This is a genomic window from Mycolicibacterium sp. XJ879, from assembly GCF_053483935.1.
Window position 1 is genome coordinate 181310 of the sequence record NZ_JBEFTH010000009.1, and the last position, 23557, is coordinate 204866.

General features: G+C 68.9%; 21 protein-coding genes. 16 read left to right on the forward strand and 5 right to left on the reverse strand.

Annotated elements, in window-relative coordinates; all coding sequences use genetic code 11:
- Position 1 precedes the first annotated feature (1 nt).
- The 11 genes from pheS to ABQF13_RS19820 all read left to right on the forward strand — a co-directional run bounded on the left by pheS (position 2) and on the right by ABQF13_RS19820 (position 12960).
- Positions 2-1045: a phenylalanine--tRNA ligase subunit alpha gene (gene pheS / locus ABQF13_RS19770; RefSeq protein WP_448394472.1), complete on the forward strand. Its 1044-nt coding sequence runs from the start codon at positions 2-4 to the stop codon at positions 1043-1045.
- Positions 1045-3531, forward strand: coding sequence for a phenylalanine--tRNA ligase subunit beta (pheT, locus tag ABQF13_RS19775; RefSeq protein WP_448394473.1), 2487 nt, complete (start codon positions 1045-1047; stop codon positions 3529-3531). Before pheS ends, pheT begins: the two co-directional genes overlap by 1 nt.
- Positions 3532-3678: 147 nt before the next feature.
- Positions 3679-4713, forward strand: coding sequence for an N-acetyl-gamma-glutamyl-phosphate reductase (gene argC / locus ABQF13_RS19780; RefSeq protein WP_448394474.1), 1035 nt, complete (start codon positions 3679-3681; stop codon positions 4711-4713).
- Complete coding sequence (gene argJ / locus ABQF13_RS19785) at positions 4710-5924, forward strand: bifunctional glutamate N-acetyltransferase/amino-acid acetyltransferase ArgJ (RefSeq protein ID WP_448394475.1); 1215 nt, start codon at positions 4710-4712, stop codon at positions 5922-5924. Before argC ends, argJ begins: the two co-directional genes overlap by 4 nt.
- Positions 5921-6793 (forward strand): acetylglutamate kinase, encoded by an 873-nt coding sequence (argB, locus tag ABQF13_RS19790; protein WP_448394476.1) that lies wholly within the window; start codon positions 5921-5923, stop codon positions 6791-6793. Before argJ ends, argB begins: the two co-directional genes overlap by 4 nt.
- Positions 6790-7968 (forward strand): acetylornithine transaminase, encoded by a 1179-nt coding sequence (locus ABQF13_RS19795; RefSeq protein WP_448394477.1) that lies wholly within the window; start codon positions 6790-6792, stop codon positions 7966-7968. Before argB ends, ABQF13_RS19795 begins: the two co-directional genes overlap by 4 nt.
- A complete protein-coding gene (gene argF, locus ABQF13_RS19800) occupies positions 7965-8894 on the forward strand; it encodes an ornithine carbamoyltransferase (RefSeq protein WP_448394478.1) in 930 nt (309 codons plus the stop codon). Before ABQF13_RS19795 ends, argF begins: the two co-directional genes overlap by 4 nt.
- Positions 8891-9382, forward strand: coding sequence for an arginine repressor (locus ABQF13_RS19805; RefSeq protein ID WP_448394479.1), 492 nt, complete (start codon positions 8891-8893; stop codon positions 9380-9382). The genes argF and ABQF13_RS19805 overlap by 4 nt, the downstream gene beginning before the upstream one ends.
- Before the next feature lie 2 nt (positions 9383-9384).
- Positions 9385-10596 (forward strand): argininosuccinate synthase, encoded by a 1212-nt coding sequence (locus ABQF13_RS19810; RefSeq protein ID WP_448394480.1) that lies wholly within the window; start codon positions 9385-9387, stop codon positions 10594-10596.
- 79 nt (positions 10597-10675) lie between these two features.
- A complete protein-coding gene (argH, locus tag ABQF13_RS19815; protein WP_448394481.1) occupies positions 10676-12088 on the forward strand; it encodes an argininosuccinate lyase in 1413 nt (470 codons plus the stop codon).
- Positions 12085-12960, forward strand: coding sequence for an alpha/beta hydrolase (locus ABQF13_RS19820; RefSeq protein WP_448394482.1), 876 nt, complete (start codon positions 12085-12087; stop codon positions 12958-12960). Before argH ends, ABQF13_RS19820 begins: the two co-directional genes overlap by 4 nt.
- Positions 12961-12963: 3 nt before the next feature.
- Here ABQF13_RS19820 and ABQF13_RS19825 read toward each other — a convergent pair whose 3' ends face one another.
- Complete coding sequence (locus ABQF13_RS19825) at positions 12964-13419, reverse strand: FAD-binding oxidoreductase/lyase (protein WP_448394483.1); 456 nt, start codon at positions 13417-13419, stop codon at positions 12964-12966.
- 22 nt (positions 13420-13441) lie between these two features.
- Positions 13442-15220: an ABC-F family ATP-binding cassette domain-containing protein gene (locus ABQF13_RS19830; RefSeq protein ID WP_448394484.1), complete on the reverse strand. Its 1779-nt coding sequence runs from the start codon at positions 15218-15220 to the stop codon at positions 13442-13444.
- Positions 15221-15313: 93 nt separating this feature from the next.
- On the opposite strand from ABQF13_RS19830, the gene ABQF13_RS19835 reads away from it, so the two are divergent.
- From ABQF13_RS19835 to ABQF13_RS19845, 3 genes are all read left to right on the forward strand, one after another.
- Positions 15314-18274 carry an acyl-CoA synthetase gene (locus tag ABQF13_RS19835; RefSeq protein WP_448394507.1) on the forward strand — a complete coding sequence of 987 codons (2961 nt, stop codon included), beginning with the start codon at positions 15314-15316 and terminating at the stop codon, positions 18272-18274.
- Between the two features lie 95 nt (positions 18275-18369).
- Positions 18370-18918 (forward strand): hypothetical protein, encoded by a 549-nt coding sequence (locus ABQF13_RS19840; RefSeq protein WP_448394485.1) that lies wholly within the window; start codon positions 18370-18372, stop codon positions 18916-18918.
- A 4-nt stretch (positions 18919-18922) separates the two neighbouring features.
- Positions 18923-19141 carry a Trm112 family protein gene (locus tag ABQF13_RS19845; RefSeq protein WP_448394486.1) on the forward strand — a complete coding sequence of 73 codons (219 nt, stop codon included), beginning with the start codon at positions 18923-18925 and terminating at the stop codon, positions 19139-19141.
- On the opposite strand, the gene ABQF13_RS19850 is transcribed toward ABQF13_RS19845, so the two are convergent.
- Genes ABQF13_RS19850 through ABQF13_RS19860 form a run of 3 tightly spaced genes read right to left on the reverse strand, consistent with a single transcriptional unit; the run spans position 19124 to position 21301 of the window.
- Complete coding sequence (locus ABQF13_RS19850; RefSeq protein WP_448394487.1) at positions 19124-19771, reverse strand: TetR/AcrR family transcriptional regulator; 648 nt, start codon at positions 19769-19771, stop codon at positions 19124-19126. The two genes, ABQF13_RS19845 and ABQF13_RS19850, sit on opposite strands and share 18 nt — an antisense overlap.
- A gap of 1 nt (position 19772) precedes the next feature.
- Positions 19773-20600 (reverse strand): ABC transporter permease, encoded by an 828-nt coding sequence (locus tag ABQF13_RS19855; RefSeq protein ID WP_448394488.1) that lies wholly within the window; start codon positions 20598-20600, stop codon positions 19773-19775.
- Positions 20525-21301, reverse strand: a complete 777-nt coding sequence (locus tag ABQF13_RS19860; protein ID WP_448394489.1) for an ABC transporter ATP-binding protein — start codon at positions 21299-21301, stop codon at positions 20525-20527. Before ABQF13_RS19860 ends, ABQF13_RS19855 begins: the two co-directional genes overlap by 76 nt.
- A 58-nt stretch (positions 21302-21359) precedes the next feature.
- Here ABQF13_RS19860 and ABQF13_RS19865 point away from each other — a divergent pair, with 58 nt between their 5' ends.
- Positions 21360-21971 (forward strand): DNA-3-methyladenine glycosylase, encoded by a 612-nt coding sequence (locus tag ABQF13_RS19865; RefSeq protein WP_448394490.1) that lies wholly within the window; start codon positions 21360-21362, stop codon positions 21969-21971.
- Positions 21972-21989: 18 nt separating this feature from the next.
- Positions 21990-23273 (forward strand): tyrosine--tRNA ligase, encoded by a 1284-nt coding sequence (gene tyrS, locus ABQF13_RS19870; protein WP_448394491.1) that lies wholly within the window; start codon positions 21990-21992, stop codon positions 23271-23273.
- The last annotated feature ends 284 nt before the right edge of the window (positions 23274-23557 follow it).

Consider the following 23557-nt stretch of genomic DNA (forward strand, 5'->3'; position numbering starts at 1 on the left):
GGTGGCTGATCAGCCCGTAGACCTGTCCCAAGACGCGCTGACCAAGGTCGTCGGCGCGTCCCGGCGCGCCTTCGCACAGGCCGCCGACCTCGACGCGCTGTCGCGCGCCAAGACCGAGCACCTCGGTGACCGCTCGCCGATTGCGCTGGCCCGGCAGTCGCTGGGCGCGCTGCCCAAGACCGACCGCGCCGACGCGGGCAAGCGGGTCAACGTGGCCCGCGGTGAGGTGCAGCAGGCCTACGACGAACGGCTCGCGGTGCTACGCGCCGAACGCGACGCGGCGGTGCTGGTCGCCGAGCGCATCGACGTCACGCTGCCGTCCACCCGGCAGCAGATCGGCGCCCGTCACCCGATTACGATCCTGGCCGAGCACGTCGCCGACGCCTTCGTCGCAATGGGCTGGGAACTGGCGGAGGGTCCGGAGGTCGAAACCGAGCAGTTCAACTTCGACGCGCTGAACTTCCCGCCGGACCATCCGGCCCGCAGCGAACAGGACACCTTCTATATCGCACCCGAAGGGTCGCGTCAGGTGCTGCGCACCCACACCTCGCCGGTGCAGATCCGCGCGCTGCTGGAGCGTGACCTGCCGGTCTACATCATCTCGATCGGCCGCACGTTCCGCACCGACGAACTCGACGCCACCCACACCCCGGTGTTCCACCAGGTCGAGGGGCTCGCGGTCGACAAGGGCCTGACCATGGCGCACCTGCGCGGCACGTTAGACGCGTTCGCCCGCTCGCAGTTCGGCCCCGCGGGGCGGACCCGGTTCCGGCCGCACTTCTTTCCGTTCACCGAGCCGTCCGCCGAGGTCGACATCTGGTTCGAGGACAAGAAAGGCGGCCCCGACTGGGTGGAGTGGGGCGGCTGCGGCATGGTCAACCCGAATGTGTTGCGCGCTTGCGGCATCGACCCCGACGTCTACTCCGGGTTCGCCTTCGGCATGGGGTTGGAGCGAACCTTGCAGTTCCGCAACGGAATTCCGGATATGCGCGACATGGTCGAAGGTGACATCCGGTTCTCGCTGCCGTTCGGGGTAGGGGCCTGATGCGGCTGCCGTACAGCTGGCTGCGCGACGTCGTCCAGGCCGGCGCCCCGGGCTGGGACGTCGGTCCCGACGAGCTCGAGCAGGCCCTGATCCGCATCGGCCACGAGGTCGAAGAGGTCATCCCGGTCGGCCCGGTCAGCGGCCCACTGAGCATCGGGCGCGTCGCCGAGATCGAGGAACTCACCGAGTTCAAGAAACCGATCCGCGCCGTGAAGGTCGACGTCGGCGAAGCTGCAACGCGCGATATCGTCTGCGGCGCAACGAACTTCGCGGTCGGCGATCTGGTCGTGGTGGCACTGCCGGGCGCCACACTGCCGGGCGACTTCACGATCGGCAGCCGAAAGACCTACGGGCGCACCAGCGACGGCATGATCTGCTCGGCCGCCGAACTGCGCCTCGGCGCCGATCACACCGGCATCATCGTGCTGCCCGCGGGCACCGCCGAACCGGGCGCACCTGCCGCCGCCGTGCTCGGCCTCGACGACGTCGTGTTCCACCTGGCCGTCACCCCCGACCGCGGCTACTGCCTGTCGGTGCGGGGGCTGGCCCGCGAGATCGCCAACGCCTACGACCTCGACTTCGTCGACCCCGCCGACGTGCCCGCGCTGCCCGCCGACGGTGAGGCGCTGCCCGTCACCGTGCAGCAGGGCACCGGCGTCCTGCGGTTCGGCCTGCGTCCGGTCACCGGCATCGACCCGGCCGCCGTGTCACCGTGGTGGCTGCAGCGCCGACTGCTGCTGTCGGGGATCCGCGCCATCTCACCGGCCGTCGACGTCACCAACTACGTGATGCTCGAACTCGGCCATCCGATGCACGCCCATGACTGCAGCCTGATCACCGGCGGCTTCGCGGTGCGCTTCGCCGAACCGGGGGAGACGGTCGTCACGCTCGACGATGTCGAACGCAAACTCGATCCCGGTGACGTGCTGATCGTCGATGACGTCGCCACCGCCGCCATCGGCGGTGTGATGGGCGCCGGCACCACCGAGGTCCGCGACAGCACCACCGACGTGCTACTGGAGGCCGCGGTGTGGGACCCGGCGGCGGTGTCGCGCACGCAGCGGCGCCTGCACCTGCACAGCGAGGCCGGCCGCCGCTACGAGCGCACCGTGGATCCGGCGATCTCGGTGGCCGCGCTGGACCGCTGCGCCACGCTACTCGCCGAACTCACCGGCGGCGCCGCACAACCCACGCTGACCGACTGGCGCGGTGACCCGCCCCGCGACAACTGGTCGCCGCCGCCGGTGCGCATGGCCGTTGACCTTCCCGACCGCACCGCGGGCATCGCGTACCCGCCCGGCACCACCGAGAAGCGGCTCACCCAGATCGGCGCCGACGTCGTCGCCGCCGATGGACAGCTCACCGCGGTCCCGCCGAGCTGGCGGCCCGATCTGCGTCAGCCGGCCGATCTGGTCGAAGAGGTGCTGCGGCTGGAGGGGCTGGAGCAAATTCCGTCGGTGCTGCCGCTGGCGCCCGCCGGGCGTGGTCTGACCGCCCTGCAGAAGCGCCGCCGGGCCATCGGAAAAGCGTTGGCGTTCAATGGCTACGTCGAGGTGCTCCCGACGCCGTTCCTGGCGGCCGCGGTGTTCGACCAGTGGGGCCTGCCCGCCGACGATCCGCGACGCTCGACCACCAGGGTGCTCAACCCGCTGGAGGCCGACCGTCCGCACCTGGCGACCACGCTGCTGCCGGGGCTGCTGGAGGCGTTGAACCGCAACGTGTCGCGCGGCGCGGGCGATGTGTCGCTGTTTGCGATCGCGCAGGTCGTGGAGCCCACCGCGCAGGCCCGCCCGGTCGAGCGGATCGCGACCGACCGACGCCCCACCGACGACGAGATCACCGCGCTGGACGCGTCGCTGCCACGGCAGCCGCAACACGTCGCGGCGGTGCTGACCGGGCTGCGCGAACCCGTGGGGCCGTGGGGACCCGGCCGGTCCGCCGAAGCCAGCGACGCCTTCGAGGCCGTGCGGCTCATCGGCCGGGTGACCGGGGTCGACCTCGTGCTGCGGCCCGCGCAGCACCTGCCATGGCACCCCGGGCGGTGCGCCGAAGTGCTCGTCGGCGATATCGTCGTCGGCCACGCCGGGGAACTGCACCCCGCGGTGCTCGAGCGCTCGGGGCTGCCCAAGCGCACCTGCGCCGTCGAACTGGACCTCGACGCGGTGCCGATCGTCGAGAGACGACCCGCGCCGGCGGTGTCCCCGTTCCCGGCGGTGTTCCAGGACGTCAGCCTCGTGGTCGACGCCGACGTCGCGGCCCAGAGCGTGGTCGAGGCCGTGCGCGAGGGTGCGGGTCCGCTGGTCGAGGATGTGCGCCTGTTCGACGTCTACGCCGGGCCGCAGATCGGGGAGGGCCGCAAGTCGCTGACCTTGGCGCTGCGGTTCCGCGCTCCCGACCGCACGCTCACCGAAGACGAGGCCAGCGCCGCGCGCGAAGCGGCGGTGCAGGCCGCAGCCGCCCGCGTCGGCGCCGTGCAGCGGGGGTAACCTGGCCCCCGTATTACCGTGAGCAGCCGCGCGTATTACCGCGAGCAGACAGAGAATGTTGTTCCCGAGGCGGCTTTCGCACGCTTCTGTGTCTGCTGGCCGATGATGAATTTGCATACCTATGCATAACCATGCAGAATTGCCGGTATGGTTTCTGTGGCTGTGGCCGGTGCCAGCGGATACGCCGGCGGAGAGATTCTGCGACTCCTATTGGGGCACCCCGCCTACGCCGACGGACGGCTGCGCATCGGCGCGCTGACCGCCGCGGCCAGCGCGGGCACCTCGCTGGCCGAACACCACCCCAACCTGTTACCGCTGGCCAACCGGGTGCTGGAGGCCACCGACGCCGACGCGTTGAGCGGCCACGACGTGGTCTTTCTCGCGCTGCCGCACGGGCACTCCGCGGCGCTGGCCGACCAATTCGGCCCCGATGTGGTGATCGTGGACTGCGGCGCCGACTTCCGGCTCACCGACTCCGACACATGGGAGCGGTTCTACGGTTGCGCGCACGCGGGCAGCTGGCCCTACGGGCTCCCAGAGTTGCCCGGCGCGCGGGAGCGGTTGCACGGCGCCAAACGCATCGCCGTGCCGGGCTGCTATCCGACCGCCGCGCTGCTCGCGCTGTGGCCGGCGATCGCCGAGGACCTCATCGAGCCCGCGATCACCGTCGTCTCCGTCAGCGGCACCTCCGGAGCGGGCCGGGCCGCGAAAACCGACCTGCTGGGCTCTGAGGTGATCGGCTCGGCGCGGGCCTACAACGTCGGCGGCAAGCACCGCCACACCCCCGAGATCATCCAGGGGCTCAAGTGCGTCACCGACAAGGACGTGACCGTATCGTTCACCCCGGTGCTGATTCCGGCCTCGCGCGGGATCCTGGCCACCTGCACCGCGCGCACCAGCGCACCTCTTTCGCAGATCCGGGCGGCCTACGAAAAGGCTTACGACGGTGAGCCGTTCGTCCACCTGCTGCCCGAAGGGCAACTGCCCAAGACCGGTTCGGTGCTGGGCAGCAACGCCACGCAGCTGGGCATCGCGATCGACGAGGACGCCCAGACGTTCATCGGTATCGCGGCGATCGACAACCTGGTCAAGGGCACCGGCGGGGCAGCCGTGCAGTCGATGAACCTCGCGTTGGGCTGGCCGGAGACCGAAGGGCTTTCGGTCGTGGGATTCGCGCCGTGACCGGCACCTCGACACAGAGCCGGCTCGTACGCACCCAGGGCGTCACCGCTCCCGCGGGTTTCCGTGCGACGGGAATCGCCGCCGGCATCAAGGCATCCGGCGCCCTCGACCTGGCGTTGGTGTTCAACGAGGGCCCCGACTACGCGGCCGCCGGGGTGTTCACCAGCAACCAGGTCAAAGCCGCGCCGGTGCAGTGGTCACAGCAGGTGCTCACCACCGGCCGGCTGCGGGCGGTCATCCTCAACTCCGGCGGCGCCAACGCCTGCACCGGACCGCAGGGGTTTCAGGACGCCCACGCCACCGCCGAAGCCGTCGCGGCCGCGCTGTCGGACTGGGGCACCGAGACCGGCGCGATCGAGGTTGCCGTCTGCTCCACCGGGCTGATCGGCGACCGGCTGCCGATGGACAAGGTGTTACCCGGAGTCACCGAGGTGGTCCACGAGATGGCCGGCGGGCTCACCGGCGGCGAAGAAGCTGCACGGGCCATCATGACCACCGACACCGTGCCCAAACAGGTGGCGCTGCATCACCCCGCCAACTGGACGGTCGGCGGTATGGCCAAGGGCGCGGGCATGATCGCGCCGTCGCTGGCGACGATGTTGTGCGTGCTCACCACCGACGCCGTCGCGGACGCGCCCGCACTCGACGCGGCGTTGCGCAAGGCCGCCGCCCAAACGTTTGACCGGCTCGACATCGACGGCAGCGCTTCGACCAACGACACGCTGCTGCTTTTGGCCTCCGGCGCCAGCGCGATCACCCCGAGCCAAAGCGAACTCGACGACGCGGTACTGCGGGTGTGCGACGACCTGTGCCAACAACTCCAGGCCGACGCTGAAGGCGTGACCAAGCGCATCAGGATCACCGTGATGGGCGCGGCGTCGGAGGCTGATGCGCTGACCGTCGCGCGCATCGTCGCCCGCGACAGCCTGGTCAAGACCGCGCTGTTTGGTTCCGACCCGAATTGGGGCCGCGTGCTCGCTGCCGTCGGCATGGCGCCGTTTCTCCTCCAACCCGATCGGATCACGGTGTCGTTCAACGGCTTCCCGGTGTGCGCGAACATCACCGGGTTACCCGGCGCGCGCGACGTCGACCTGTCCGGTGAGGAAGTCGACGTCATCGTCGACCTCGGCGTCGGTGCAGCGCAGGCCACTGTGCGCACCACCGACCTGTCGCACGCGTACGTCGAAGAGAACTCGGCGTACAGCTCATGAGCATCGAAACCCCGCTCAAAGCAAAGGTCTTGGCAGGTGCGCTGCCGTGGCTCAAGCAGATCCACGGTAAGATCGTCGTGGTCAAGTACGGCGGCAATGCCATGACCGACGATGTGCTGAAGGCGGCGTTCGCCGCCGACATGGTTTTCCTGCGCAACTGCGGCATCTACCCCGTTGTGGTGCACGGCGGCGGACCGCAGATCACCGCGATGCTCAATCGGCTTGGTATCGAAGGTGATTTCCGCGGCGGCTTCCGGGTGACCACACCCGAGGTGCTCGACGTCGTGCGGATGGTGTTGTTCGGCCAGGTCGGCCGAGAGCTCGTCAACCTCATCAACGCGCACGGCCCGTACGCGGTCGGTCTCACCGGTGAGGACGCCCAACTGTTCACCGCCGTGCGGCGCAACGTCACCGTCAACGGCGTCGCCACCGACATCGGGCTGGTCGGTGACGTCGAGCGCGTCGACGCCGACGCGCTGCGCGACCTGATCACCGCGGGCCGGATTCCGGTGGTGTCCACGATCGCGCCCGACAGCGACGGCGTGGTGTACAACATCAACGCCGACACCGCCGCCGCGGCGCTCGCCGAGGCGCTGGGCGCCGAAAAGCTCGTCGTGCTCACCGACATCGAAGGCCTCTACGCCCGTTGGCCCGACCGGGATTCACTGGTCAGCCAGATCGACGTCGCCACGCTCGCCGAACTGATGCCGACGCTCGAGGCGGGCATGGTGCCCAAGATCGAAGCCTGCATGCGCGCCGTGTCGGGCGGTGTGCCCAGCGCGCACGTCATCGACGGCCGCGTCGAACACTGCGTGTTGGTGGAACTGTTCACCGACGAGGGGACCGGGACCAAGGTGATTCCAGCGTGACGCTACTGGACAGATGGCAGACGGTGATGATGAACAACTACGGCACTCCGCCGCTCGCGTTGGTCAGCGGTGACGGCGCGGTGGTGACCGACGCCGACGGCAGATCGTATGTGGATCTGCTCGGCGGGATCGCGGTCAACATCCTCGGGCACCGCCACCCCGCGGTGATCGAAGCGGTCACCCGCCAGCTCAACACGCTGGGCCACACGTCGAACCTGTACGCCACCGAACCCGGCGTCGCGCTGGCCGAGGTTCTGGTGGGCCTGTTGGGCGCCGGACCGGCGAAGGTGTTCTTCTGCAATTCGGGCACCGAGGCCAACGAGGTCGCGTTCAAGCTCACCCGGCTCACCGGACGCACCAAAATCGTTGCCGCCGAAGGCGCTTTCCACGGCCGCACGATGGGTTCGCTGGCATTGACCGGTCAGCCGTCCAAACAGGCCCCGTTCGCGCCACTACCCGGCGACGTGACACACGTGCCGTTCGGCGATGTCGACGCGTTGACCCGTGTCGTCGATCACGACACTGCGGCGGTGTTCCTCGAGCCGATCATGGGGGAGGGCGGCGTGGTGGTGCCGCCGGCCGGCTACCTGGCGGCCGCCCGTGAGATCACCGTTAAACACGGGGCGTTGCTGGTACTCGACGAGGTACAGACCGGAATGGGCCGCACCGGAACGTTTTTCGCCCATCAGCACGACGGCATCGTGCCCGACGTGGTGACGCTGGCCAAGGGCCTCGGCGGTGGGCTGCCGATCGGGGCGTGCATCGCGGTGGGCGCCACCGCCGACCTGATGACCCCGGGCCTGCACGGCAGCACGTTCGGGGGCAACCCGGTGTGCACCGCGGCCGCAGTGGCGGTGCTGCGGGTGCTGGCCGACGAGGACCTGCCCGGTCGCGCCGACGTGCTCGGCAAGACCATCACCTCGGGCGTCGAGGATTTGGAGCATCCGTTGGTCGACCATGTGCGCGGACGCGGCCTGTTATTGGGCGTGGTGCTCACCTCGGCGGCGGCCAAGGCCGTCGAGGCTGCCGCCCGCGACTCCGGGTTCCTGGTCAACGCCGCCGCGCCGGATGTGGTGCGGCTGGCTCCGCCGCTGGTCATCACCGACGAGCAGGTCGGCGCGTTCATCAGCGCGCTGCCCGCGGTGCTCGACACCGCCGCGAAAGCCGCGTCATGACACGGCATTTCCTGCGCGACGACGACCTGATGCCCGAGGAGCAGGCGCAGGTGCTCGCCTTGGCGGCCGAGCTGAAAAAGGACCCGGTGAAACTGCGCCCGCTGGACGGGCCCCGCGGGGTGGCGGTCATCTTCGACAAGAATTCCACCCGCACCCGGTTCTCCTTCGAGATGGGCATCGCCCAACTCGGCGGGCACGCCGTCGTGGTCGACGGGCGCAACACCCAGCTCGGCCGCGACGAGACGCTGCAGGACACCGGCCGGGTGTTGTCGCGCTACGTCGACGCGATCGTGTGGCGGACCTTCGAGCAGGAGCGGCTGACCGCGATGGCCGAGGGCGCGACCGTGCCCGTGGTCAACGCGCTCTCCGATGAGTTCCACCCGTGCCAGGTGCTCGCCGACCTGCAGACCCTGGGCGAGCGCAAGGGCTCGCTGGCCGGGCTGCGGCTGTCCTATTTCGGTGACGGCGCCAACAACATGGCCCACTCGCTGATGCTGGGCGGGGTGACCGCCGGGGTGCACGTCACGATCGCCGCGCCCAGCGGGTTCGCGCCGCACCCGGAATTCGTTGCGGCCGCCGAGAAACGCGGGGCGCAGACGGGCGCGACGGTGACGCTGACCGACGACGCGCGCCGCGCCGCCGACGGCGTCGACGTGCTGGTCACCGACACCTGGACGTCGATGGGGCAGGAGGACGACGGGCTGGACCGCGTCGGGCCGTTTCAGCCGTTCCAGCTCAACACCGAACTGCTCACGCTGGCCGACCGCGAAGCCGTTGTGCTGCACTGTCTTCCGGCGCACCGCGGCCATGAGATCACCGACGAGGTGATCGACGGACCGCAGAGCGCGGTGTGGGCCGAGGCGGAGAACCGGCTGCACGCCCAGAAGGCGCTGCTGGTGTGGCTGCTGGAACAGGACCGCGGATGACCTCGGCGGCCACCCGGGCCGGCAGGCAGGCCCGCATCATCGCGATCCTGTCGTCGCAATCGGTGCACAGTCAGACCGAACTCGCCGCGATGCTGGCCGACGAGGGGATCGAGGTGACGCAGGCGACGCTGTCGCGCGACCTCGAGGAACTCGGCGCAGTGAAGTTGCGCGGCGCCCACGGCGGCGTCGGGGTGTACGTCGTGCCCGAGGACGGCAGCCCGGTGCGCGGCGTTTCCGGTGGCACCGAACGACTCTCACGCCTGCTGGTCGAACTTCTGGTGTCAACTGACGCCAGCGCGAACCTCGCGATCCTGCGTACGCCGCCCGGTGCGGCGCACTACCTCGCCAGCGCGATGGACCGCGCCGCGCTGCCGTACGTGGTCGGCACCGTCGCCGGGGATGACACCATCCTGGTGGTCGCGCGCGAGCCCATGACGGGGGCGCAGCTGGCGACGAAGCTTGAAAGCATCCAACAAGGAGGAGATTAGGTATGCCACAACCGGGGTCCGAGCGCGTCATCCTGGCGTATTCCGGCGGTCTGGACACCTCGGTGGCGATCAGCTGGATCGGCAAGGAGACCGGCCGTGAGGTGGTCGCCGTGGCGATCGATCTCGGTCAGGGCGGCGAAGATATGGAGGTGGTCCGGCGGCGGGCGCTGGACTGTGGTGCGGTCGAGGCGGTCGTCGTCGACGCCCGAGACGAATTCGCCGAGCAGTACTGCCTACCCGCCATCCAGTCGAACGCGCTCTACATGGACCGCTATCCGCTGGTGTCGGCGCTGAGCCGGCCGCTGATCGTCAAGCACCTGGTGGCCGCGGCGCGTGAGCACGGCGGCGGCACCGTCGCCCACGGCTGCACCGGAAAAGGCAACGACCAGGTGCGGTTCGAGGTCGGGTTCGCCTCGCTGGCACCGGATCTGCAGGTGCTCGCGCCCGTGCGCGACTACGCGTGGACGCGGGAGAAGGCCATCGCGTTCGCCGAGGAGAACGCGATCCCGATCAACGTCACCAAGCGGTCGCCGTTCTCCATCGACCAGAACGTGTGGGGGCGCGCCGTGGAGACCGGGTTCCTCGAGCATTTGTGGAACGCGCCCACCAAGGACGTCTTCGAGTACACCGAGGACCCGACCGTCAACTGGAGCACCCCCGACGAGGTGATCGTGGGGTTCGAGCGTGGGGTGCCGGTGTCGATCGACGGCCGGCCGGTGACGGTGCTGCAGGCCATCGAGGAACTTAACCGCCGCGCCGGCGAGCAGGGCGTCGGCAGGCTCGACGTCGTTGAGGACCGGCTGGTCGGCATCAAGAGCCGCGAGATCTACGAGGCGCCAGGGGCGATGGTGCTGATCACCGCGCATGCCGAGCTCGAACACGTGACGCTGGAACGCGAACTCGGCCGGTTCAAGCGCGGCACCGACCGCAAGTGGGGCGAGCTGGTGTACGACGGGCTGTGGTTCTCGCCGCTGAAGACCGCGCTGGAGGCGTTCGTCGAGCACACCCAGCAGCGAGTCACCGGTGAGATCCGGATGGTGTTGCACGGCGGGCACATCGCGGTCAACGGCCGCCGCAGCCCCGAGTCGCTGTACGACTTCAACCTCGCCACCTATGACGAGGGCGACACGTTCGACCAGTCGGCGGCCCGCGGTTTCGTGCAGATCCACGGCCTCTCGTCGAGCATCGCCGCCCGCCGGGACCTGGACCTATGACGCTCAAAGGGACATCTCGGCGGGAAATTGCGATTAGAAACCGCCAAGACGTCCATCTGGACGCGGTGACGGGAGGCCGATGAGCACCAACGAGGGCTCGCTGTGGGGCGGCCGGTTCACCGACGGCCCCTCGGACGCGCTGGCCGCGCTGAGCAAGTCCACACATTTCGACTGGGTGCTGGCCCCGTACGACATCCAGGCCTCCAAAGCCCACGCGCAGGTGCTGTTTTCCGCCGGCCTGCTGACCGGCGAGCAGCGCGACGGGCTGCTCGCCGGCTTGGACCAGCTGGCCTCCGACGTCGCCGACGGCGGCTTCGGGCCGCTGCCCACCGACGAGGACGTGCACGGTGCGCTGGAGCGCGGCCTGATCGACCGCATCGGTCCCGAACTGGGAGGCCGGCTGCGGGCGGGCCGATCGCGAAACGACCAGGTGGCGACGCTGTTTCGGATGTGGCTGCGCGACGCCGTGCGGCGCGTCGCCGACGGTGCGCTCGCCGTCGTCGACGCGCTGGCCGCCCAGGCCGCGGCCCATCCGAGTGCGATCATGCCCGGGAAGACTCACCTGCAGTCGGCTCAACCCGTCCTGCTGGCCCACCACCTGCTCGCCCACGCGCATCCGCTGCTGCGCGACGTCGACCGGCTCGCCGATTTCGACAAACGAACCGCGGTGTCCCCGTACGGATCCGGGGCCCTGGCGGGTTCGTCGCTTGGCCTGGACCCCGACGCCGTCGCGGCCGAACTCGGCTTCGATGCGGCCGCCGACAACTCGATCGACGCGACCGCCTCACGCGACTTCGCCGCGGAGGCGGCGTTCGTGCTCGCCATGATCGCCGTCGACCTGTCGCGCCTCGCCGAGGACATCATCCTCTGGAGCACCACCGAATTCGGCTATGTCACGCTGCACGACGGCTGGTCCACTGGCAGCTCGATCATGCCGCAGAAGAAGAACCCCGACATCGCCGAGTTGGCGCGGGGCAAATCGGGCCGGCTGATCGGCAACCTCACCGGTCTGCTCGCTACGCTGAAAGCCCAACCGCTGGCCTACAACCGGGATCTGCAGGAGGACAAGGAGCCGGTCATCGACTCGGTGGCACAGCTGGAGCTGCTGTTGCCCGCGATGGCCGGGCTGGTGGCCACCCTAACTTTCAACACCGACCGGATGGCCGAACTCGCCCCGCTCGGCTACACATTGGCCACCGATGTCGCGGAATGGCTTGTACGCAAGGGCGTTCCGTTCCGGGTGGCACATGAAGCCGCCGGGGCTGCGGTGCGGGCGGCGGAGACGCGCGAGGTCGGTCTGGAAGACCTCGGCGACCACGAGCTCGCCGCCATCCATCCGGCGCTGACGCCGCAGGTCCGCGAGGTACTCACCATCGACGGCTCGGTGAACTCACGCGACGCCCGCGGCGGAACCGCACCGAGCCAGGTGGCCAAACAGCTCGACGTCGTGGCGGAAACCACCGAGCGGCTGCGACTACGCTTGCAGAGATGACCGAGCGGATCACCTTCGAGTCCGGCGGCGAAACCTGCATCGGTTACCTCTACGGTGATCACGCCGACGAGCGATCCTGCGTCGTGATGTGCCAGGGGTTCGGCGGAACCCAGGATACCCCCGCTTTCACAGAGAACGCCAAAGGCTTCGCCGCGGCCGGCTATCGCGTGCTGACCTTCGACTACCGCAACTTCGGCGAAAGCACTGGCGCACCAAGGCAATTGGTCGACATCGACGGCCAGCTCGACGACATCCGCGCCGCGATCAACCATGCCCGCGGCGTCCCGGGCGTCGACGCCGACCGGATCGTGCTCTGGGGCACCTCGCTGGGCGGCGCTCACGTGGTGGTGGCTGCGTCGCGCGATCCGCGTATCGCGGCGGTGATCGCGCAGATCCCCTTCAACGGCACGGCACGAAAGGTGGAGGGCCGCTCGACGGCGGCGACCCTGCGCCTGCTCTGGGCCATGACGGTCGATGCGGCGCGCGGCATGCTGGGTTTGTCACCGGCCTACATCAAGGCGGTCGCCGGTCACGGGGAACTGGCCGCGATGTCCAGCGCAGCGGCGCAGCAGACCGTCGCCGGCATGGCCAGCGACACCTGGCGCAACGAGGTGGCACCGCGGGCGTTGTTCGGGTTGATGCGCTATCGGCCGGCCGACGCGGCGCCTGAGGTGCGCGTCCCGGTGTTGGTGTGCGCCGCGGAACGCGACAAGGAGGTTCCGCTGGCGCTGGTCGCCCAACTTGCCGACGCGCTAACGCGCGGTGTGCTGCGGACCTACCCCTGCCCGCACTTCGAGTTCTACCGCGACGACGTCCGCGAGCAGGTCCTTGCCGACCAGCTCGCGTTTCTGTCGCGCGTGTTCGACGACTAGTAACTAGTCGTCGTCGTTGCAGATACTGACCTCGAGCCGGCCGTCGTCGACTTCGACCTCGAGGTCGAGTTCCTCAGGGCCTCGCCGGAACGCGATCTCGACCTCTTCGGGTTCCTGGTCGTCGACGCGGTGCGTCCAGCCGTCCGCCGGGGTGACCGTGCCCAGGGTCAGCCGGCCGTCGGCGAAGGTGACGACGGCCGAGCCCGCGTCGAACACCTGGTAGCGCCCGTCGGGGGCGGGATCGATGCGCACGCATTGATCGCGCGCCGGTCGAGCGGGGGCGGCCACCCCGGTCTGGGGTGCCTGCTGTTCGGCGGTCGGAGCGCTGGGCGACGTTGTGACGGCCGGGGCCGGTTCGGTGACGGTCACCGTGGACTGGGCCTCGTCGGAGGAACCGCATGCCGGCAGGAGCAGAACAGCTCCCGCGAGGACCGTGGCGCCTATCGATCTGCTGTTCATGGCGCCACCCTACGTGGCGGGGTCACTCGTCGGCAGCGGCCAGCCAGGCCTCTTCCAGCGAATGTTTCCGCTTCAACAGCTCCTGCAGTTCGGCGTTGAGTTCGCCGAGCTGCACATGGTCGGCGGCGGCCTCGGCCATGGCCAGGTGCAGTCGTTCGATGCGGGCCTCGAGTTTCTCCAGCTGACCCTCGATGCGGGCCATCTCCTTGCCCGTCCGGCGTTGGCGCGCTGCCTCGGACTCACCGCGCGCCGGCTCCGCACGTCCTGCTGAGGCGTTCGGCGCGGCGGCCCGGTCGGCCAGGTACTGCTCGATGCCGCCTGGCAACAGATCGCACCGGCCCCCGCCGGTCAACGCGTAGGTGACGTCGCTGACGCGTTCGAGGAAGTACCGGTCGTGGGTGACGACGATCAACGTGCCGGGCCAGCCGTCGAGGTAGTCCTCGATGACGGTCAGCGTGTCGATGTCGAGATCGTTGGTCGGCTCGTCGAGCAGCAGCACGTTCGGCTCGTCGAGCAGGAGCCGCAGGAACTGCAGCCGGCGTCTTTCCCCGCCGGACAGCTCGCCGACCCGCGCGGTGAGCTTGTCGCCGGTGAACCCGAAGTCGCGCAGCAACGTGTCGGCGCTGATTTCTCGACCGCCGGCCAATTCGGCGACCCGGCGGCGGTTTTCGACCGCGTCGAGCACCCGCTCGCCGTCGTTCACCTCGGCCAGCGCCTGGCTCAGATAGCCGATCTGCAGCGTCGCGCCGCGCTTGATGGTGCCCGCGGTCGGCTCCAAATAGCCGGCCAGCAGACGCAATACCGACGTCTTGCCGGTGCCGTTGACGCCGACCAGCCCGATGCGTGCGCCCGGTCCGATGGACCAGTCGACCCGGTCCAGAATCACGTGCGGGCCGACCTCGAGCCGCACCCGGTGCAGGTCGAAAACGTCCTTGCCCAGCCGGGTGGTGGCGAAGCGTTGCAGCACAAGCGAATCGCGCGGCGGCGGCTCGTTGGCGATCAACTCGTTGGCCGCCTGGACGCGGAACTTGGGCTTCGACGTCCGCGCCGGCGGGCCACGCCGCAGCCAGGCCAGTTCCTTGCGCATCAGGTTCTGCCGCCGCGCCTCCACCCCGGCCGCCAGGCGCATCCGCTCGGCACGGGCCAGCACGTAGGCGGCGTAGCCACCGTCGTAGCCATCGACGACGCCGTCGTGCACCTCCCAGGTTCTGGTGCACACCGCGTCGAGAAACCACCGGTCGTGGCTGACCACCACCAGCGCCTGGGCGCGGCGCGCATTGAGATGTCGGGCCAGCCACTCGATCACCTCCACGTCGAGGTGGTTGGTCGGCTCGTCGAGCACCAGCACGTCGTGCCCGGCGATCAACACCTCGGCCAGCGCGACGCGGCGCCGCTCGCCGCCGGACAGCCGCGCGACCTCGCTGTCCAGCGGGACGCCGGACAACAGGTGGGTGACGACGTCGCGGGTGTGCGGATCGGCCGCCCAGACGTGGTCGGGGCGCCCGCCGACCTCCGCCATCCCGTCGCTGCGCTCGCCCAGGACGACGTCGCGGACGGTGGTCCCGATGAAGTCGTCGGCCTGGCGCAGATAACCCACCGAGAGGCCCGACGTGTGCGTGACGCGCCCCGAGTCGGGCGGCCGCGCCGACGTCAGCACCTGCAGCAACGTGGTCTTGCCGTCGCCGTTGCGGCCGACGACGCCGATCGCGTCGCCTTCGTCGATGCCCAGGCTGACCCCGTCGAGCAGGGTGCGGGTGCCGTAGCTGACGGTGGCGCGCTCGACGTTGATCAGATTCGGCATCAGCCGCGATGATATGTCGACCCCATGCCATGATGACCACGGCGATTATCGGGGCAACGGGGCTAGCGAGCAGCTGAAGGGGAGTGGGGCGTGGTGGACCTGTCCGCGATAACCAAGCCGGTCGGCCGGCTGGTGGCCACCGCGCAAAACGGCCTGGAAGTGCTGCGCTACGGCGGTTTGGAGACGGGGTCGGTGCCGTCGCCATTCCAGATCATCCAGAGCGTCCCGATGTACCGGCTGCGACGCTATTTTCCGCCGGACGCCCGGCCCGGAGCAAAGCCGCCAGGAGCGCCGGTGCTGATGGTGCACCCGATGATGATGTCGGCCGACATGTGGGACGTCACCCGCGACGACGGTGCCGTCGGCATCCTGCACCGGGCGGGCCTGGACCCGTGGGTGATCGACTTCGGCTCCCCGGACAAGGTCGAAGGCGGCATGGACCGCAACCTGGCCGACCACATCGTCGCGCTCAGCGAGGCCATCGACACCGTCAAGGAGGTCACCGGCCGCGACATCCATCTGGCCGGCTACTCCCAGGGCGGCATGTTCGCCTACCAGACCGCGGCCTACCGCCGGTCCAAGGACCTTGCGAGCATCATCGCGTTCGGCTCACCGGTCGACACCCTTGCCGCTCTTCCGATGAACCTGCCGCCGAGCCTGGCCCCGGCGGCCGCGGACTTCATGGCCGACCATGTGTTCAGCCGCATCGACATCCCGGGCTGGCTGGCGCGCACCGGCTTTCAGATGCTCGACCCCCTCAAGACCGCGCAGTCGCGGCTGGACTTCTTGCGCCAGCTGCACGACCGCGAAGCGTTACTGCCCCGCGAACAACAGCGCCGCTTCCTGGCTTCCGAAGGCTGGATCGCCTGGTCGGGGCCCGCGATCGCCGAACTGCTCAAACAGTTCATCGCGCACAACCGGATGATGAGCGGCGGCTTCTCCATCCACGGTGACCTGGTCACGCTCTCCGACATCGACTGCCCGGTGCTTGCTGTCGTCGGCGAGGTCGACGACATCGGCCAACCCGCATCCGTGCGCGGCATCAAACGCGCCGCCCCGAAAGCTGATGTCTACGAATTCCTCATCCGGGCAGGGCATTTCGGCCTGGTAGTGGGATCCAAAGCAGCCAGCCAGACATGGCCGACCGTCGCACAGTGGGTCAGGTGGCTCGAGGGCACCGGTGAGTTGCCCGACGATGTGGCGCCGATGGCGCTGCAGCCGGAGACGCCCTCCAGTGGGGTTTCGCTCAGCTCCCGGGTGGCGCACAGCACCGCGGCAGCCACCGAAATGATCTTCGGGATGGCGCAGACGGCCGCCGACGCGCTCGTCGCGGCCAACAAGTCCGCTCGCACGCTGGCCATCGAAACCGCGCGCACACTGCCCCGGCTGGCCCGACTCGGCCAGATCAACGACCACACCCGAATCTCCTTCGGCCGGATCATGTCCGAGCAGGCCCGTAACCTGCCCAACGGGGAAGCCCTGCTGTTCGACGGCCGGGTACACACCTACGAGGCGGTGGATCGCCGCATCAACAACGTGGTGCGCGGTCTGATCGACGTCGGAGTGCGTCAAGGCGCGCGGGTCGGGGTGCTGATGGAGACCCGCCCCAGCGCCCTGGTCGCGATCGCTGCACTGTCGCGGCTGGGCGCGGTCGCGGTGCTGATGCCGCCCGACGCAGACCTGCGCACCGCAGCCCGGTTGGGCGCGGTGTCGGAGATCATCGCCGACCCGAGCAGCCTGGACGCCGCCCGGCAACTGAACATGCGGGTGCTGGTGCTCGGCGGTGGCGAGGCGCGGGACCTGAACGTGCCCGGCGACGCCGATGTCATCGACATGGAGAAGATCGATCCCGACGCGGTCGACCTGCCCGGCTGGTACCGGCCGAACCCCGGGCTGGCCCGCGACCTTGCGTTCATCGGCTTCAGCGCGACCGACGGGGAACTGATCGCCCGCCAGATCACCAACTACCGGTGGGCGCTGTCGGCGTTCGGCACCGCCTCGGCCGCGAACCTCAGCCGCGGCGACACCGTCTACTGTCTGACCCCGCTGCACCACCAGTCCGGGCTGCTGGTCGCACTCGGTGGGGCCGTTGTCGGCGGATCGCGCATCGCGCTGTCGCGGGGTCTGCGCCCCGACCGCTTCGTCCAGGAGATCCGCCAGTACGGCGTGACCGTGGTGACCTACACGTGGGCGATGCTGCGCGACGTCATCGACGACCCGGCCTTCTCCCTGACGGGCAGCCATCCCGTGCGGTTGTTCATCGGCTCGGGTATGCCGACCGGGCTGTGGGAGCGTGTCGTCGACGTGTTCGCGCCAGCGCGGGTCGTGGAGTTCTTCGCCACCACAGACGGACAGGCGGTGCTGGCCAACGTCTCCGGCGCCAAGATCGGCAGCAAGGGCAGGCCGCTGCCCGGTGGCGGCGACATCGAGTTGGCGGCGTATGACGCCGAGGACAACCTGATCCTCGAAGACGAGCGCGGCTTCGTGCGCAGAGCCGAAACCGACGAGGTCGGTGTGCTGCTCGCCCGTCCTCGCGGCCCGATCGACCCGACGGCGTCGATCAAGCGAGGCGTCTTCGCGCCCGCCGACACGTGGGTTTCGACGGAGTTCTTGTTCCGCCGCGACGAGGACGGCGACTACTGGCAGGTCGACAACCGCGGCGCCCTCATCGACACCGCGCGCGGCATCGTCTACTCCTCGGTGGTCAACGACGCCGTCAGCCGGCTCGGCGCGGTGGACCTTGCGGTGACCTACGGTGTGCCGGTCGACGGGGGACAGTTGGCCGTCACGGCGCTGCAACTGCGTCCCGGCGGCAGTATCCCGTCGGCGGATCTGTCCGAGGCGCTCTCGGATCTGGTGCTTGGAAATCCGCCCGACATCGTGCACGTGGTCAACAAGATGACGCTGTCGGCGTCGTACCGGCCCCTGGTCAGCCCGTTGCGCGAACAAGGCGTCCCCAAAGCGGCGCGTAACGCCTGGTACCTGGATTTCGATACCCATCGGTACAAGCGATTGACCGTCGCGGTGCGCGCGGAGATCGCCGGTGGGCAGTAGCGACGGAAGTGCCGGACTGCAGGTGCGCTGTTAGGCTCCCGCTTGGCGGCACCCGTCGCCGGGTCGGGCAATCGCGGCACCGCACTGGAGGTTTGATGACATCGCAGGCCGGTTCCAACCGCGACCTCTGGCGTCGCCTCGTGGTCACGCCGATGGCCGCCGGCGCGATGGTCGCGGGCATGTTGTCGGCTGCGGCGACAGCGGGTGCCCAGCCGACTGAGCCGACGACCGAACCGACCGCCACCGAGACGCCGACAGCGGCGGCCGAAGGTGCGCCGCGCTCATGTACCGGGGACGACTGCAGTCGCGGGGAACCGGAACCGGAGAAGGTGTCAGCCGATCGGGTGCTCATGCAGATCTATACCGAGTACGCGCAGGGTGACGGCGGCGGGCAGGTGTCCAAGCTCATCGACGACGCGGTGAAGCTGCGCAGGCAAGGTTTCCGCCCGTCCAATTTGAACGCCCAGGCGCTCGCCGATGCGCTCGAATACCGGCCAAACCAGACACCGCTGGTGGAGGCGCTGAAGAACACAATCGCCTACCAGCGCAAGCTGCAAGCCCAGGCTGCCCTGACCGCCTCGCAACAGGGGCCCGTGGCTGGTCCGGTGCCCGTCATTCCCGGCACGACCATGCCGGTCGGTTAGCGTCGTGGCACTCGACGAAAGGCTGCTCGATATCCTGGTCTGCCCCCAGGACCGCGGGTCACTGCTGTTGGTGGGGGACGAGTTTCTGTACAACCCGCGGCTTCGGCGCGCGTACCGCATCGACGATGGCATCCCGGTGCTGCTGATCGACGAGGCCGTCGCCATCGACGACGACGCCGGACACCAACGCATGCTGGACCGGGCCTCAGGCGAGGCCGGGTAGCTCGCCGGTGAGGTAGCGCTGCAGGGTGGGCGCGACGGTGTCGACGATCTGCTCCACCGGCAACGACTTGAACGGCTCCAACTCGAGGATGTAGCGGGCCATCACCACGCCCACCAGCTGGCTGGCCACGAACTGCACACGGATCCGGCCGCTGCCGGGCGGGTTGTCAACGCGTGAACCGACCTCCGCCACGATGACTTCCTGCAGAAACGACCGGAACAGGCTGACATCACCACCGGCCAGCGTGGAGCGCAACGTGGCGATAAACCCCTTGCCCGCCTCCGAATCCCACAGCGGCAGAACGAGTGACGGCAGTATGCGCCCAATCTGTTCGACGGGCACCTGGCGAAGCGGGCCGATCACCTCCATCGGATCGATCGGGGTCTGGATAGCAGCGCCGAAGAGTTGGGTTTTGGTGCCGAAATAATGGTGTACGAGCGCGGGGTCCACCTTGGCTTCGGTGGCGATCGCGCGGATGGGTGTGTTGTCGAAGCCGTTGCGGGCGAACAGGTCTCGGGCGCACCTGAGGATCCGTTCCCGGGTGTCCGACGGGCCGGGTGGCCGGCCGGGACGCTTGCGCTCGGCGTCTGTGCTTTCTGTTCTTCGCGCAAGCGGTTCATCGCTGGTCAACTCAGGGCGTCCGTCGTCGCAGGGTCGCCGCCGCCAGGCACAGTGCCACGACCGCGCAGCCGCTGACGATGACGATGTCGCGCAGCGCGACACCGCTCAGTTCCGGGTGCACGCCGACCTCCCGCAGGGCCTCCAGCGCATAGCTGGCGGGCATCACGTTGCTGATCCATTGCAGCCACTCCGGCATTGTGCCCCGTGGCACGATGATGCCGGCAAGCAGCAGCTGCGGCACCATCACCAACGGGATGAACTGCACGGCCTGGAATTCGGTGCGCGCGAACGCGCTACAGAGCAGGCCGAGCCCGACGCCGAGGATGGCGTTGACGATCGCGATCACGAACACCCAGGCCGGGCTGCCTGCGGTTTCGAAGCCGAGCAGCCAGAAGGCGACGGCGCAGGCCAGGCTGGCCTGGATGGCCGCAGCGATCGAGAACGCGGTGCCGTACGCGCCGAGCAGGTCCAGCCGGCGCAGCGGCGTGGTGAGGATGCGTTCCAGCGTTCCCGAGGCGCGTTCGCGCTGCATGGTGATCGAGGTGATCACGAACATCACGAACAGGGGGAACAGGCCGAGCAGGATCAGGCAGGCGTTGTTGAAGCCCGACGTCGCGCCCGGTGCGGTCGGGACGTTTTCGAACATGAAGTACATCAGCGTGATGATCACGATCGGCACCAGCAGGATCATCGCGACGCTGCGGTGATCGCCGGCCAGCTGCCGCAGAATCCGCGTGGTGGTGGCCAGGTAGGCCTGCGGGTTCAGCCGGCCGCGGGGCTCGCGGCTGCGGTGCTGTGCGTGATGACGGACAGAAACGCTTGCTCCAGTGACTGACATCCCGTGTCCTCTCGTAGCTTGGTCGGTGTGGTGTGCGCCAGGAAGCGCCCGTCGCGCATCAGCAGCAGGTCGCCGCAGTGGTCGGCCTCGTCCATCACGTGGCTCGACACCAGCAGCGTCGTGCCGCGATCCGCGAGCTGGCGGAACTGCTCCCAGAGGTCGGCCCGCAGGACCGGGTCAAGCCCGACAGTGGGTTCGTCGAGTACGAGCAGATCGGGGCGCGAGACCAGCGCGCAGGCCAGCGATGCCCGGGCGCGCTGACCACCGGACAGGTTGGCGCACAAGGCGGTTCGATAATCGTCAAGGCCAACTGCTGCGACGGCTTCGTCGGCCGCCTCCGAATCGGTGCCGTACAGCGAGGCGAAGTAGTGAGCGTTGTCGATAACGCGCAGGTCGTCGTAGATCGTGGCGTGCTGCGTGACGTAGCCGACGTGGTGGCGCAGTTCGGCCGAGCCGGCTGGACGGCCGAGCACCCTGACCGTTCCGCCCGCGATGATCTGGGTGCCGACGACGCAGCGCATCAAGGTGGTCTTACCGCAGCCCGACGGTCCCAGCAGGCCGGTGATCGTGCCACGGGGGATGGCGACCGTGATGTCGTCGAGGGCGACGCGCTTGCCGCGGATGACTCGCAGCCCGCGGATGTCGATGGCCGGTTCGGCGGTGCGCGGGATCGGGAATTCATCAGACAATGAAGTCATCATGTGGTGAATATCCTCCCCACCCGGGGCGGTGTCAAGGGTGGCAGGGAGAATCCCTCGGATGAGCGCCGAGCTGTTGTCCACCGATCCGCTCACCGCGGCTCGCCGGTTACTCGGGGCGACGCTGATCGCACGGGAAACCAGCGCGATGATCGTGGAGGTCGAGGCTTATGGTGGCCCCGCCGACGGCCCGTGGCCGGACCCCGCTGCGCATTCGTTTCGCGGGCCGGGTCCACGCAACTGGGTGATGTTCGGACCCGCCGGGCGGCTCTACACCTATCGCAGTCATGGCGTCCATGTGTGCGCCAACGTGGCGTGCGCCACCGACGGTGTGGCGGGCGCGGTGCTACTGCGGGCGGCCGCGATCGAGTCCGGTCTCGAGGTGGCGCAGATCCGGCGCGGCGAGTCGGTGCGGCCCGCCGCGTTGGCCCGCGGACCCGGCAACCTGTGTTCGGCGATGGGAATCATCCTGGACGACAACGGGCTTGACCTGTTCGACCCGAACAGCTCTGTCCAGTTGCAGTTCGGTGAAGAGCATCCTGTAGCCGAAGGGCCGCGGGTCGGAGTGAGCAAAGCCGCCGACCGGCCGTGGCGTCTTTGGCTGGCGGGTCGGCCAGAGGTATCGCTGTATCGGCGCAGCCCGCGGGCACCGGCTCCCGGCCTAAGCGATTAGTACGAGAAGATCGAAGCTGTGACTTCTGCGGGTACGTCCATTCTCGACGAGCTCGAGTGGCGGGGGCTGGTTGCCCAATCGACCGATCGTGAGGCGCTGGCGGCGGAGCTGGCCAAAGGGCCCATCACCGTCTATTCGGGGTTCGACCCGACCGCGCCGAGCCTGCACGCAGGACATCTCATTCCGTTGTTGACGCTGCGGCGCTTTCAGCAGGCGGGTCATCGGCCGATCGTGTTGGCCGGCGGCGCCACCGGCATGATTGGTGACCCCCGCGACACCGGTGAACGCACGTTGCACACCGCAACCACGGTCGCCGAGTGGGCCGAACGCATCCGCGGCCAACTCGAGCGGTTCGTCGAGTTCGACGATTCGGCGAGCGGTGCGGTGGTGGAGAACAACCTGTCGTGGACGGAGCCCCTGTCGGCGATCGAGTTCCTGCGCGACATCGGCAAGCACTTCTCGGTCAACGTCATGCTCGACCGCGACACGGTCCGGCGCCGCCTGGACGGTGAAGGCATCTCCTACACCGAATTCAGCTACATGCTGCTGCAGGCCAACGACTACGTCGAGCTGCATCACCGGTACGGATGCGCGCTGCAGATCGGCGGGTCCGACCAGTGGGGCAACATCATCGCCGGGGTGCGGTTGGTCCGCCAGAAGGACGGTGCGACGGTGCACGCGTTGACGACGCCGTTGGTCACCGACTCCGAGGGCAAGAAATTCGGCAAGTCGACCGGCGGCGGCAGCCTGTGGTTGGACCCGGCGATGACAAGCCCATACGCCTGGTACCAGTACTTCATCAACACCGCCGACGCCGACGTAGTCCGCTATCTGCGCTGGTTCACCTTCCTGACATCCGAAGATCTGGCCGAGATGGAGCAGATAACGGCCGAACGTCCGCACGAACGGGCCGCGCAGCGTCGGTTGGCGCGCGAACTCACCACGTTGGTGCACGGCGAAGCGGCCACCCGCTCGGTCGAGCTCGCCAGCCAGGCGCTGTTCGGCCGCGCGGATCTGGCGGACCTGGACGAGCCGACGCTCGCGGGGGCGTTACGAGAAGCGTCGGTCGCGGCGTTGGAGCCGGGCGGGTCCGACACCATCACCGACCTATTGGTGGCCAGCGGCCTGGCGCCGAGCAAGGGCGCGGCGCGGCGCACCGTCGCCGAGGGCGGCGCCTACGTCAACAACGCCCGCATCGACAGCGAGAACTGGGCGCCGCAGCCGTCGGACTTCCTGCACGGCCGATGGTTGGTGCTGCGTCGGGGCAAGCGGAATTTCGCCGGCATCGAACGCGTTGGATGAGGTGTCGGGCTCTGCGCGGGAATAAGTTCCGCGCCGTTGTCGTTGGGCTTGATGCGTGAGTCGACGCATCGACGATGCGCACGGTAGGTGACGAGCGAAAGACACGCCCTATCAGGCCATTTGACTCCACGTATTCCCTCACGTAACTTGTTGATTCGTCGCTGCGACACGGGCCTGGCCCGAAGAGCGCGGCGGATCCCAGAGGGAATCCCCACTTCGGTGGGTTCCTGAGTGTCCGCACTACGAGTACGCGGCTTTTAGCCGTGGACTTACTGCGCGGTCAC

Excerpts from the sequence above, each read along its gene's own strand:
- ABQF13_RS19805 (WP_448394479.1), top strand. The coding sequence starts at position 8,891 with ATGACCTCGGCGGCCACCCGGGCCGGCAGGCAGGCCCGCATCATCGCG.
- ABQF13_RS19830 (WP_448394484.1), bottom strand. The coding sequence starts at position 15,220 with ATGCCGAATCTGATCAACGTCGAGCGCGCCACCGTCAGCTACGGCACC.
- ABQF13_RS19840 (WP_448394485.1), top strand. The coding sequence starts at position 18,370 with ATGACATCGCAGGCCGGTTCCAACCGCGACCTCTGGCGTCGCCTCGTG.
- ABQF13_RS19820 (WP_448394482.1), top strand. The coding sequence starts at position 12,085 with ATGACCGAGCGGATCACCTTCGAGTCCGGCGGCGAAACCTGCATCGGT.
- argC (WP_448394474.1), top strand. The coding sequence starts at position 3,679 with ATGGTTTCTGTGGCTGTGGCCGGTGCCAGCGGATACGCCGGCGGAGAG.
- argH (WP_448394481.1), top strand. The coding sequence starts at position 10,676 with ATGAGCACCAACGAGGGCTCGCTGTGGGGCGGCCGGTTCACCGACGGC.
- pheT (WP_448394473.1), top strand. The coding sequence starts at position 1,045 with ATGCGGCTGCCGTACAGCTGGCTGCGCGACGTCGTCCAGGCCGGCGCC.
- ABQF13_RS19810 (WP_448394480.1), top strand. The coding sequence starts at position 9,385 with ATGCCACAACCGGGGTCCGAGCGCGTCATCCTGGCGTATTCCGGCGGT.
- ABQF13_RS19865 (WP_448394490.1), top strand. The coding sequence starts at position 21,360 with ATGAGCGCCGAGCTGTTGTCCACCGATCCGCTCACCGCGGCTCGCCGG.
- argB (WP_448394476.1), top strand. The coding sequence starts at position 5,921 with ATGAGCATCGAAACCCCGCTCAAAGCAAAGGTCTTGGCAGGTGCGCTG.
- ABQF13_RS19855 (WP_448394488.1), bottom strand. The coding sequence starts at position 20,600 with ATGTCAGTCACTGGAGCAAGCGTTTCTGTCCGTCATCACGCACAGCAC.
- argF (WP_448394478.1), top strand. The coding sequence starts at position 7,965 with ATGACACGGCATTTCCTGCGCGACGACGACCTGATGCCCGAGGAGCAG.
- ABQF13_RS19860 (WP_448394489.1), bottom strand. The coding sequence starts at position 21,301 with ATGATGACTTCATTGTCTGATGAATTCCCGATCCCGCGCACCGCCGAA.
- ABQF13_RS19825 (WP_448394483.1), bottom strand. The coding sequence starts at position 13,419 with ATGAACAGCAGATCGATAGGCGCCACGGTCCTCGCGGGAGCTGTTCTG.